This window comes from Methanocrinis sp. (genome assembly GCF_049974945.1).
GTDB lineage: Archaea > Halobacteriota > Methanosarcinia > Methanotrichales > Methanotrichaceae > Methanocrinis.
The window spans coordinates 14151-26034 of sequence record NZ_JBNGCU010000017.1 but is presented as its reverse complement, the minus strand read 5'-3'; the positions used below and the strand labels follow the sequence as shown (position 1 = coordinate 26034).

General features: G+C 59.9%; 13 protein-coding genes. 11 read left to right on the top strand and 2 right to left on the bottom strand.

Features of this window, described 5'->3' with window-relative positions; genetic code table 11:
* The coding region (gene glgP, locus ACP5EL_RS03105; protein ID WP_428400982.1) for an alpha-glucan family phosphorylase at positions 1–2103 on the top strand (2103 nt) is incomplete at its 5' end.
* Positions 2104–2163: 60 nt separating this feature from the next.
* On the opposite strand, the gene thsA is transcribed toward glgP, so the two are convergent.
* Positions 2164–3807 (bottom strand): thermosome subunit alpha, encoded by a 1644-nt coding sequence (thsA, locus tag ACP5EL_RS03100; protein WP_428400981.1) that lies wholly within the window; start codon positions 3805–3807, stop codon positions 2164–2166.
* A 254-nt stretch (positions 3808–4061) separates the two neighbouring features.
* Here thsA and ACP5EL_RS03095 point away from each other — a divergent pair, with 254 nt between their 5' ends.
* The 6 genes from ACP5EL_RS03095 (at position 4062) to ACP5EL_RS03070 (ending at position 8098) form a co-directional block, all read left to right on the top strand.
* Entirely contained in the window at positions 4062–4523 is a 462-nt protein-coding gene (locus tag ACP5EL_RS03095) for a transcription elongation factor Spt5 (RefSeq protein WP_428400980.1), read from the top strand.
* Between the two features lie 5 nt (positions 4524–4528).
* Entirely contained in the window at positions 4529–4999 is a 471-nt protein-coding gene (locus ACP5EL_RS03090; RefSeq protein WP_428400979.1) for a 50S ribosomal protein L11, read from the top strand.
* Between the two features lie 94 nt (positions 5000–5093).
* Positions 5094–5732, top strand: coding sequence for a 50S ribosomal protein L1 (locus ACP5EL_RS03085; protein ID WP_428400978.1), 639 nt, complete (start codon positions 5094–5096; stop codon positions 5730–5732).
* 1 nt (position 5733) lies between these two features.
* Positions 5734–6720 (top strand): 50S ribosomal protein L10, encoded by a 987-nt coding sequence (locus tag ACP5EL_RS03080; protein WP_428400977.1) that lies wholly within the window; start codon positions 5734–5736, stop codon positions 6718–6720.
* A gap of 23 nt (positions 6721–6743) precedes the next feature.
* Positions 6744–7055 carry a 50S ribosomal protein P1 gene (gene rpl12p, locus ACP5EL_RS03075; RefSeq protein WP_428400976.1) on the top strand — a complete coding sequence of 104 codons (312 nt, stop codon included), beginning with the start codon at positions 6744–6746 and terminating at the stop codon, positions 7053–7055.
* A gap of 179 nt (positions 7056–7234) precedes the next feature.
* Complete coding sequence (locus ACP5EL_RS03070) at positions 7235–8098, top strand: hypothetical protein (RefSeq protein WP_428400975.1); 864 nt, start codon at positions 7235–7237, stop codon at positions 8096–8098.
* A 156-nt stretch (positions 8099–8254) separates the two neighbouring features.
* On the opposite strand, the gene ACP5EL_RS03065 is transcribed toward ACP5EL_RS03070, so the two are convergent.
* The gene (locus tag ACP5EL_RS03065) at positions 8255–8527 is read right to left on the bottom strand and encodes a non-histone chromosomal MC1 family protein (protein ID WP_428400974.1); all 273 of its coding nucleotides are present in this window, start codon (positions 8525–8527) and stop codon (positions 8255–8257) included.
* A gap of 254 nt (positions 8528–8781) precedes the next feature.
* Between ACP5EL_RS03065 and ACP5EL_RS03060 the strand changes: the two genes are divergently transcribed.
* The 4 genes from ACP5EL_RS03060 to ACP5EL_RS03045 form a co-directional block, all read left to right on the top strand.
* Positions 8782–9324, top strand: a complete 543-nt coding sequence (locus tag ACP5EL_RS03060) for an adenylyl-sulfate kinase (protein ID WP_428400973.1) — start codon at positions 8782–8784, stop codon at positions 9322–9324.
* A gap of 179 nt (positions 9325–9503) precedes the next feature.
* Positions 9504–10544 carry a glyceraldehyde-3-phosphate dehydrogenase gene (locus ACP5EL_RS03055; RefSeq protein ID WP_428400972.1) on the top strand — a complete coding sequence of 347 codons (1041 nt, stop codon included), beginning with the start codon at positions 9504–9506 and terminating at the stop codon, positions 10542–10544.
* Positions 10545–10556: 12 nt separating this feature from the next.
* A complete protein-coding gene (gene endA / locus ACP5EL_RS03050) occupies positions 10557–11615 on the top strand; it encodes a tRNA-intron lyase (RefSeq protein WP_428400971.1) in 1059 nt (352 codons plus the stop codon).
* An 8-nt stretch (positions 11616–11623) separates the two neighbouring features.
* A partial coding sequence (locus ACP5EL_RS03045; RefSeq protein ID WP_428400970.1) for a hypothetical protein occupies positions 11624–11884 on the top strand: 261 nt, incomplete at its 3' end.

Sequence of the window (11884 nt, the reverse complement as noted above, 5' to 3'; positions counted from 1 at the left end):
TACAACCTCTGGTGGAGCTGGCATCCCGAGGGGAGAGAGCTATTCATAATGCTGGGAGGACGGGCGGCCTGGAGCAGAAACGGCCACAATCCCGTCAAGATGATGCACGAGCTCGACGAAGGCGTTCTTAAGCTCGCCTCCCTCGACCCCCGGTTCCTCCGGTACTACGACGCCGTCATGGCGAGGTTCGAGGCGGACATGGACCCCGCAAGCGGCTGGTTCTGCACCAGCATCGCAGATCCTCGGGAGAGGACGATAGCCTACTTCTCAGCCGAGTACGGCCTCCACCACGCCCTCCCCGTCTACGCTGGAGGGCTCGGCTTCCTCGCCGGAGATTACCTCAAGGAGTGCAGCGACCTCGGAGTCCCCTCCCTGGGGATCGGATTCATGTATCCCGAGGGCTACCTCCTCCAGAGGATCACTCCAGACGGCTGGCAGGCCGGAGCCTGTGAGAGGCTGGACAGAGAGAACGCCCCGGTCCGGAGACTCCGGGACGAGGCGGGCGACACCCTTCTCGTCGAGATTCCGCTTCTGGAGGGAAAGATATACGCCGAGGTCTGGAAGGTCCAGGTGGGAAAGACCGACCTCTACCTTATGGACACCGCCGTCGACGCTAACGATCCCTGGGACCGGAGCATATCCGACCGGCTCTATACTGGCGATCCCGAGCAGAGGCTGAGGCAGGAGATCGTCCTGGGGATAGGTGGGGTGCGGGTCCTGAAGGCCCTGGGGATCGAGCCGTCCGTCCTGCACCTGAACGAGGGCCATCCCGCCTTCGCCATCCTGGAGAGGATCAGGAGATATGTCGAGGAGGGGATGAGCCTCGAGAAGGCAGCAGAGCACGTCAGGGAGACGACGGTCTTCACCACCCACACGCCGGTTCCCGCAGGCCACGACAAGTTCTCCTTCGAGCTGATGGACAAGTACTTCGGGCCTTACCTCCGAGGGATCGGCATGAGTCGCGACGAGTTCTTCGAGCTCGGGATCGACCCAGGTGACCCCGCGGGCGGCTTCAACATGACCGTCTTCGCCCTCAGGATGTCCAAATACCGAAACTGCGTCAGCAGACGCCACCAAGAGGTTACCAGGAGCATGTGGCGCCACCTCTGGCCAGACCTCCCCGAAGATGAGATCCCCATAGATTACGTCACCAACGGGATTCACGTCCCCACATGGATCGACAGAAGGCTTGGGAACGTCACATTCATCGAGCACCTCGGCCGCGACTGGCTCGAAAAGCACGACAACTCAGCGATCTGGGAGCTGATCGGCGAGATACCCGACGAGCTGCTCTGGACGCAGCATCGGAGGATGAAGAGGGCTCTTATAAACAAGGTGAAGGATAGGGCGAGGGAGAAGTGGAGAGACCCCGAGTCCGACTCCCGGACGATAATGGCCTTCGGAACTCTTCTGGACCCTCAGACCCTGACCCTCGGCTTCGCCCGGAGGTTCGCCTCCTACAAGAGGGCGACCCTGCTGCTCAGGGACGCCGAAAGGCTCCGAAAGATCCTCACCGACCCCCAGAGGCCCGTCCAGATAATATTCGCCGGGAAAGCCCATCCCGACGACCAGCAGAGCAAGCTCCTCCTTCAGCAGGTCTTCAACGCCGCCGCCGACAAGGGGTTTGAGGGGAGGATCGCCTTCGTCGAGGACTACGACCAGTACCTAGCCCAGTACCTGGTCCACGGGGTGGACGTCTGGGTGAACAACCCCAGGCCGCCGATGGAGGCCTCGGGGACCAGCGGCATGAAGGCCTCCCTCAACGGCGTCCCACAGCTCAGCATCTTCGACGGCTGGTGGGTCGAGGGATACAACGGCAAAAACGGCTGGGGCTTCGAGGGGGCGGAGGACCCCAACGACTACGTCAGGGATAGACGTGACGCCGAGACTATCTACGAGATCTTGGAGAAGGAGGTCATACCCCTCTACTACAGGGTGGACGACAAGGGCGTGCCCCGGGACTGGATCAAGGTGATGAAGGAGGCGATCCGGGTGACGGGACCTAACTTCACATCCAGGAGGATGGTAAAAGAGTACACCGAGAAGTTCTACCGGCCCGCCCTCGAGGAGGTGACGAAGACCAAGAGTTGCAGAGAGTTTTGAGCTGCGAATTTTTGGGTTTCAGGGAAAAAGAGGAAAAAGAGAGATGGTTTTGGGAGGGGCTCAGAAATCCTCTCCCATGTCGCCCATTCCGCCCATTCCGCCGGGCATGCCGCCGGGCATGCCACCCTCGCCGCCGGACTTGGAGGCTATGACGTCATCGATCCTGAGGATCATGACCGCGGCCTCGGCTGCGGAGTTGATGGCCTGGGTCTTGACCCTCATCGGCTCGACGACGCCCTTCTCCTGCATGTCGGTGGGGTCGCCGTTCTCCATATCGAGACCGGCGGTCTTGACCCCCTTCTCGTGGCTGCTTCGAAGGGATACCAGGGTGTCGATCTGGTCAAAACCGGCGTTCTCGGCCAGAGTCTTGGGTATGATCTCGAGGGCCTCGGCGAAGGCCTCAATCGCCAGCTGCTCTCTTCCGCCGACGGTGGCCGCGTACTCTCTCAGCCGCAGGGCGAGCTCGATCTCGGGAGCGCCGCCGCCGGGCATCAGGAGGGAGTCCTCGAGGGCCACGCCGACCACCCGGAGGGCGTCCTCCATCGCTCTGTCCAGCTCGTCGACGACGTGCTCGGTTCCGCCTCTGAGGATTATGGATACCGACTTCGGGTTCTCGCACTCCACGACGAAGGTCATGTCGTCGCCGGCGATCTTCTTCTCCTCGACGAGGCCAGCTCGGCCAAGCTCGCTCTCGGCGAGGTCGTGGATGCTGGTGACGATCCTTCCGCCGGTGGCCCTCGCCAGCTTCTCCATGTCGCTCTTCTTGATCCTTCTGATGGTGTAGACGCCCGCCTTGGCCAGGAAGTGCTGGGCGAGGTCGTCGATCCCCTTCTGGCAGAAGACGACGTTGGCCCCGGTGCTGACGATCTTGTTGACCATATCCCTCAGCATAGTCTCTTCCTGGTCCAGGAATGCCTGGAGCTGGTCGGGAGAGGTGATCTCGATCTTGGCGTCGACCTCGGTCTTCTCGATCTCGATGGCCGTGTTCAGGAGGGCGATCTTGGCGTCCTTGACCTTCTTCGGCATGTTGGGATGGAGACGCTCCTTGTCGATCACCATGCCGTAGACGAGCTGAGAGTCGGTTATGCTGCCTCCGACCTTCTTCTCGACGGTGATGTTGTCGACGTCCACGGTCCCGTCCTCGTCCACGATCGCCTTGACGGCCTTTACCGTCAGATCTGCCAGCTCGATCCTGGCAATGCCGGAGCCCTTGCCGGTCATGGCGGTGATGGCGATCTTTTTCAAGAGCTCATCGTCATCGGGGGAGACGCTTATGGCCATGTTCTTCATGATCCCCATGGCCTTGTCGGCGGCGGCCCTGTATCCTGAGGCGATGACGGTGGGGTGGATCTCCTGGTCCAAGAGCTCTTCGGCCTTCTTCAGAAGCTCGCCGGCTAAAACCACCGCGGTGGTGGTCCCGTCGCCCACCTCATCGTCCTGGGTCTTGGCGATCTCAACCATCATCTTGGCCGCCGGGTGCTCGATATCCATCTCCTTGAGGATGGTGACGCCGTCGTTGGTTATGACCACATCGCCCAGGGTGTCGACGAGCATCTTGTCCATGCCCTTGGGACCGAGCGTGGTCCTGACGGCGGTTGCAACAGCTTTCGCTGCCATGATGTTCGACTTCTGGGCCTCGCGGCCAGCGGTCCTCTGACTTCCCTCTCTGAGTATGAGTACAGGGGTTCCCCCCAATCCTGCCATCTTTTTCATCCTCCTGTCGATCTGATTTCTGTTGATCTGATGGCTTGCGAGGTGTTTAAACTTCTATATGAACGTTTCGGGCCATAGAGGGCAGCCGACGACCATCCCAAAATGAAGATCTTCGAAGAGGGTCTCCAGCTGCGGTCTCATTCAACCGGGGGATCGAAAGGCGATCGATATCTCCCAATTCGATAACGAGATATCAGCTCTGGCTGAAAACCTATTTATATTCGGTTCGACTGTCTTCCGTCAGAATGGCCGAGACCAGCATATATGTAGTGAAGACCACCGCAAACCAGGAACGCTCCGTGGCGAACCTCATCGCACAGCTGGCACGCAAGGAGAAGTACGACATAACCGCGCTCCTGGTGCCCGACGTCCTGAAGGGCTACGTCCTCCTAGAGGCGAAGGCTCCAGAGATCGTCGAGGAGGCGATACAGGGGGTGCCCCACGCCCGTTCGGTGATAAAGGGTGCCTCCAGCTTCGGCGAGGTCGAGCATTTTCTGACGCCAAAGCCCGCGGTGGTGGGCATCAACGAGGGTGCCATAGTGGAGCTGATCTCGGGACCTTTCAAGGGCGAGATGGCCAGGGTCAAGAGGGTAGACGTCGCCAAGGAGGAGATCACAGTAGAGCTCTTCGAGGCGATGGTCCCCATCCCCATAACTGTGAGGGGTGACCACGTGCGCGTGCTCAGCAAAGACGAGATTCAGAGGTGAATTTCTTGGCCAATGTTGTTGAAGTGTTGGTACCCGGTGGAAAGGCCAGCGCAGGACCCCCGCTGGGCCCCGCACTAGGACCATTAGGTGTTAACGTTGCAGATGTTGTAAAGAATATCAACGAGGCGACTGCAGACCTGAACGGGATGCAGGTTCCTGTAAAGGTTACGGTGAAGAGCAGGACCGAGTACCAGATAGATGTGGGGACTCCCCCCACCTCGGCGCTGATCCTCAAAGAGGTGGGGCTGGAGAAGGGATCCGGCAACGCCCTGGAGATGGTTGGAGATCTGACCATGGATCAGGTGATCAAGGTCGCAGGGGTAAAAAGGAAGAACCTCCTCTCCGTCTCCCTGAAGAGCGCCGCCAAAGAGGTCATAGGTACCTGTGGGACTATGGGGATCACCGTAGAGGGTATGCCCCGAAAAGAGGCCCAATCGGCGGTAGACGAGGGGAGATTCGATGAACTCCTCGCATAGACGAAAAGTTATTATAGAGGATTGCAGACGGGATTTGGACTCTCTTTTTGAGATGCCGTAGTAGACAATAAGTCGAGGACTACGGAGGATTGAGATGAACAAGACTATAGAGAACGCCGTCAGAAAGGCGATCTCCGAGGCCCCCGAGAGGAGGTTCAACGAGAGAGTCGACCTGGCGATCAACCTGCAAAATATCGATATGAGCCAGCCGGCCAACAGGGTGGACGAAGAGGTGATTCTCCCCCACAGTCGCGGCAGATCTGCAAAGATCGCGGTATTCGCCAGCGGCGAGACGGCCCTTCTGGCCCAACGTGCAGGCGCGGACCTGGTGATCTCTTCAGACGAGCTCAATGAGCTGGGCGACGATAAGAAGCGGGCAAGGAAGATCGCCGACGAGTACACCTACTTCATCGCCGAGACTAGCTTCATGCCGACGATCGGCAAGAAGCTCGGGCCCATCCTGGGAAAGAGGGGGAAGATGCCTCTGCCTCTGCCCCCGAACGTGGACATCGCGCCCATAATCAACAGGCAAAGGAACCTGGTGAGGGTCAGGTCTCGTGATCGGCTCACCTTCCACCTGGCTGTTGGCTCCAAGGATATGGATGTCCAAGAGATCACAGAGAACGTAGAGGCCGTCACGACCAAGCTCGAGCAGACCCTCAAAGACGGCAAACAGAACCTGAAGTCCGTCTACGTGAAGACCACCATGGGTCCAGCAGTGAAGGTGATGTGAGATGTCCGTCCAGGTACGCCATACAGAGCACGTCCCAGAGTGGAAGATCAGAGAGGTAGAGGATCTGGTCGAGAGGATAGGCGAATCGCCCATCGTCGGGCTGGTGGGCTTGACCGAGATCCCCGCAAAGCAGCTCCAGGATCTGCGGGCTGAACTGCGGGACGTGGCCACCATCAAGATGGTCCGAAACAACATCGCCCGCCGGGCGATAGAGAAATGTTCCGACGATCTCTCGCCTCTCGCAGACGAGATTGAAGCCCAGACAGCCTTCATATTCACCGACGTTAACCCCTTCAAGCTCTACAAGATGCTGGAGGCGAAAAAGCAGCCGATGCCGATCAAGGCCGGCGGGAAGGCTCCCACCGATATCGTTATCGAGAAGGGTGAGACCCCCTTCTCCCCAGGTCCCATGGTGGGCAAGCTCCAGAGCGCTGGAATTCCCGCCGCCATAAAGAGCGGCAAAGTGGTCATCAACGAGACGAGGGTGGTGGCCGAGGAGGGCGAGACCGTATCAGCCCAGCTGGCCGAGGTTCTGGCGACGATGGAGATCTTCCCGAGGAGGGTGGGGCTGGAGCTCATGGCCGTTTACGAGGACGGCCTCGTCTTCAGGCCAGAAGACCTCACCATCGACGTCGAGGGGATCCTATCTCAGATGGGCACAGCCTCTGCGCAGGCCCTGGGCCTCGCCCTGGAGATAGGCTACGCCACCCCGACCACAATCGGACCCCTTCTCCAGAGGGCAGCATCGAGGGCCAGAAACCTGGTCCTGGAGGGGGCGATCCCCGTTCCCAGCATGATGGAGGCGCTCCTTGCGAGGGCGGCGGCGGACGCGTCCGCGCTGACCAACCTGGTTGAGGGCGTCCCGGGGGAGGCTCCAGCCTCTGAAGCCCCGGCAGAGAAGGTCGAAGAGAAGGCCGAAGAGGCCGAGGAAGAGAAGGAAGAGGATGAAGAGGCCGGACTCGGCGGACTGTCTGCCCTGTTCGGTTGATCGAGATCAAGAGGTGGATTAAGATGGAATACGTATATGCAGCATTACTGCTTCACAGCTCAGGTAAAGAGGTGTCCGAGGAGGGCATAAAGACCATACTCAGCGCCGCAGGCGCCACCCCCGACGAGGTCAGGATAAAGGCCCTCGTCTCCGCCCTCGAGGGCGTCGACATTGAGGACGTCCTCTCCAAGGCCCCCAGCGTGGCCGTCGCAGCAGCGCCGGCCGCGGCAGCTCCCGCAAGCGCTGCCGAGGCCCCTGCAGAAGAGGAGACCGAAGAGGAGAAGGAAGAGGCCGAAGAGAGCGGTATTGAGGGGCTCGGTGCCCTCTTCGGCTGAAGCTCTTTTTTCCCCATTTTTTATTTTTCTCAGCATATTCAGGCAGCCATCTATTTTTGTTCGCTCCGCCTCTGCCACTTCTCTTCGAGATCTCGGCCCCTGGCGCTCTCTTCGGCGGCAAAGGATAAGTCCCCGAGAGGATGATAGGCCATAGTTTCATCAGAGACGATGGTGATCCTATGAAGATATCGAGAGAGACTAGAGGGAGAGGGGGGCGATCGGAAGCTGCTCAGAAACTTCTCAGATCGGCGATCATGGCCGCAGTCCTGGTCACATCCCTCGGGCCCGTCGCCCTCGGCGATGAGGCGGGATCGAATTATGCCGAGAACGATGCGGATCTGATCTGGAGCTTCGTTCGCGCCACCGACGCCGTCAGCGCAAACCTCACGGCGATAGACCAGGCCCTTCTGAATGCGAGCCACGCCCTATCCTCAACGGGGATCGTGGGGCCAAAGGCGCGGGAGATTCTCGAAGGCCTTACGGGCTTGGGACCCTGGGTGGTGGACTGCATAACCGTCGACGGCGACGGCGTCATCGCAGAGGTCATGCCCACAGAGTACCAGGAGGTCGAGGGCACCAGCATAGGAGACCAGGAGCATATCGAGGAGCTGATATCCACCCGACGCCCCGTGGGCCTCGCCTATATAGATAGTGTCGAGGGGGTCCGCGCCATGGACTTCGCATCCCCCATCTTCGATGAGGAGGGGTGGTTTGTGGGGGCGGTGACCGTCCTGGTCAACCCGGCGGAGCTCTTCGGCGCCATTCTCGCGCCCCATCAGCCCCAGGGCGGAGCCAAGATCTGGGCCATGATGCCCGACGGGACGATCATCAGCGATCCCGACGCCGATCAGATCGGCAGAAACACCTTCAGCGATCCCCTCTTCCAGCCGTTCCCCGAGCTATTGGCGATGGCGGAGAGGGTCGAGATGGAGAGGTCGGGCAGGGGAACTTACAAGATATCCGGAACGGAGTACGAGCTCCTCTGGACCACGATAGACTACCAGGGAAGAGAGATCAGGCTCCTTCTCAGCATGAGCGAATGACCCGCGATAGAAGGATCAGAAAAGGCGGAGAAGATTCCAGAAGACGTGGCGGGCGGGCTGTCATGCCTGCGCCCGCCCTCAAGCTCCTGGCCGAAGCGGGGAACCCGTATCTCGATTCTGCTCGCGCCACCGAAAAAAGATCTGTGGACGAGATCTTCAGATCTGGTCCAGCTTCTCTATACCTATCTTCTTTACGTTCGGCTTCCAGATCTCCTTGGGCATCCAGTCAGGGGCGTTGGAGGGCTTCGTCACCAGTTTTCTCTCGCCCTCGAAGATGTGAACCTTCTTTGTGCCCCGCTCCCTAAGCCTGATGTCGGTGTATCCCCGGTTTGCAGCCTTCAAAGCCGCCTGTCTGGGCTGCTTTCCAGTGAAAACGCCGATCTCGTTCCCTTCTTTATCTCTCAATGCGAAGTTTCTTTTATTGGTCATATTTTATACCTCACATTATCCCTATGCAGAGGAGGATATGTCTCGTTGCATCTCTATATATCAAGAACACTTATATTAATCTTTTGTTCGATCGAATATTTTCTCCGAAGTACCGGCGGGGGCAGAGGCCGAGATTGGAGGGCGAAACCGCAGATATCGATCACGAAATGAGACCCTCCTGGTAAACTTGTTGAAACCCGGACCGTCTCGCCCAGGGGAATGATATTTATTCGCCACGGTGCATCTCGTTTCCCATGTCTTGGGTTCTCTGGTTCACAGGCCTTCCCGGTTGCGGAAAGACCACCATCGCCAAAGAAGTGAAGGCGAGGCTCGAAGATCGAGGGATAGAGGTCAAGGTTCTGGAGCTGGACGAGATCCGGCAGGTCATCACCCCTGAGCCCACCTACACCGAGCAGGAGAGGGAGGTGGTCTACGCTAGCCTCGCCTACATGGCCAAGCTACTCTCGGAGGCGGGAACTGACGTCATCGTGGACGCCACCGCCAATCGTCGGAGATACCGGGATCTAGCAAGAGAGCTCATCCCCAACTTCGAGGAGGTTTACGTCAAGGCCGCCCTTTCGACCTGTATCGAGCGGGAGCGGGGCAGGAAGGCGGTCTACTCCCCGAAGGGGATATACGAGAAGGCGGGGGGCGAGGAGGCGAACGTCCCGGGGGTCAACGTCGCCTACGAGAAGCCGATCTGCCCCGGCATAGTAGTCGACGCCGAGGAGCAGAATCCAGATCAGAACGCAGAGATGATTGTGAACTGGATCCTGGAGACCTTCGAAGAATCATAGATCCGAGATTTAACGGAAAAGTTAATATCGTGATGCTTCTTCCATCTCGCTAAGGAGGAATTATACTGAAATCAAATGCAGGCTTCGTTGGATTTGACGGAACGGAGAACAAGAGAACCATCCTCGCCCTGGACGCTGTCAAGAAGGCCGCGGGGATCGAGGGCGACCTCAACGTCCTCTTGCGCCAGCCCCACGGCAGGGCGAAGAGCATCCTGAGCAAGCTGGTCAGGATCTGCGGCGTAAAAGCCTACGTCACCGACGATGCGGACAAATCAAAGTGGGAGGATGCCGGGTTCTCGATCCAGGGGGGCCACAATGACTTCTTCGAGGAATCCGACTTCATCATGGTCGGGACCCCCGGAGGCCAGGAGACGCCCTACGTCGAGGCGGGACTCGCTCACGGCTGCACCATCTCCCTGATGGGAGGAGCCCACAGAGACGAGATCATGGCAGAGCTGGTGGAGAAGGGCGTCGAGATATCCGACTCCTTGAAGGCCGACTTCGAGCGTGAGTTCTTCTTCGGGCTTGAGAACTACGAGATGTTCCTCAAGTCGAAGCCGAAGGTCGTCCAGTGCACCAGCTGCAACACCACCGGGATCTGCAGGGCGTCCCTTGCGGCCCGGCCCCTGGGCCTCAAGATGATCCTCGGAAACATCGATCGGAGACACGGCGACCCCCACACCGTGGTGAGAGCATCGCCCTCGGCCGTATCCATCGGGAAGGGCGTAGGCCACCAGGGTACCGATGCGGGGACCGTCTTCGAGGAGGTCACCTACAGCATCAGGGCGAGCAAGATCCCGACCACAGTGCCCCATACCAGCTTCCTGGACTTCGTCTTCGAGGGGGATGTGGCCCCCGAGGATCTCGTCGAGAGCATGGCCAAGACGAGAGAGGTCGTCGTCGTCCCCTACGTCGACCAGGCCGGAAGAAAGCACGAGTGGACGAGCGAGATTCTGGAGGCCTTCCTCTCCGGGTTTGAGCGGCCCATCAGCCCCGAGATCTTCGAGCTTCTGGTATCCGACTCGATCATACCCGTCAAGCTCGGCGACTACACCATCCTCCAGGTGGCGATGATGGTCGAGCAGATGTCGATCGCCGTCCCCAACCACGTCGAGTCCTACCTCCTTGACGCTGGATATCCGGCTGAGAAGGTTCACCGCACCGTAGACCAGGCCCTCTCCTGCGTCCACGGCGTCTGGCCGGACGGGCTCTCCACCTGATCCTCCATCCTTATGGCCGAAGATCCAATCCGTGGCCACCTCTCCGGCGGGAAGGTCCATCTCGGAAAAGAGGCCGCAGAGGAGCTTTACGAGCAGGGAAGCTTCGGAAGGCCCGTCTCCGGGGGCCTGGAGCTCACCCTGGTGGAGGCGGCTTACCTCCTGGACCGGGAGAGGATACGCGTCCGCCTCGATGGGGAGGACCTCGACTTCCGGTCCTTCTTCGAGACGGCGACGGCGATGGAGGCCGGCTTCGAGTTTCGGTACGTCGTCTACAAGGACCTCCGAGAGAGGGGATACTACGTCCAGCCTGGGGTCACCGACTTTCGGGTCTACCCGAGGGGCGGAAGGCCCGGCAAGACTCCCGCCGAGTTCTACGTCCAGGTGATCTCGGAGAGGCACCCGGTCCCCCTCAAAGAGCTGGTGGAGCCGACGAGGATCGCAAGACAGATGAGAAAGAGGCTGATGCTCGCGGTCGTCGACGAGGAGAGCGACATCACCTTCTACGAGGCGAGGGAGAGGGGGCTTTCGGGCGAGATGAAGGCCGCCGCTCCGGAGAGCACCGCCACCCTCCTCGAGGACAGGGTCATGCTCTGGGACCCGGAGTCGTCCCAGCTCCTCCACGAAGGGGGCTTCTACGGAAAGCCCGTAGGAGGAAGGCTCCAGCTCTCCCTGGTGGAGTCGGCCTACCTCCTCGAGAAGGGTGTCCTCGACGTCGTCGACCGGTCCGGCACGCCCCTAAGCCTCGGGGAGTTCGTTGAAAGGGCTAATCTCATCGAGAACGACTTCGAGATGAAGCGCCGGGTCTACCGGGACCTCCGGGATCGAGACCTAGTGGTCAAGACCGGGTTCAAGTTCGGAAGCCACTTCCGGGTCTACAAGAGGGTGGAGGGCTCAAAGAAGGTGCCCCACTCCGAGTACCTGGTCCACTCCATTCCCGCCGACCACGTATTTCACCTTCCCGTCGTCTCTCGGGCCGTCCGGCTCGCCCACAGCGTACGAAAGCAGATGGTCTTCGCCTACCAGCTGGATGGCGAGGTGAGGTACCTGGAGATCAGGCGGCTGAAGCCCTGATTTCGGTGATGGATCCCATCTGCCGCGGCCTTCGCCGCCTTTTTTCATCTTTTCTCGCATCTATATGCGCGGGGCGCTCTCAGGTCGACCTTCGAGATCTGATCACCGAGGCCGATCTCCGCCTGGAGGAGGGGAGGCTCGACCCCGCCCTGAAGCTCTACCGGAAGGCCGCCGGGATCGATCCCGGAAGCTCGGCGGTGAAAAAGTCCGCCGTCGTCCTGGGGATGATGGGACGGTATATGGAGGCGATCGCCTCCCTCGACCGGGCG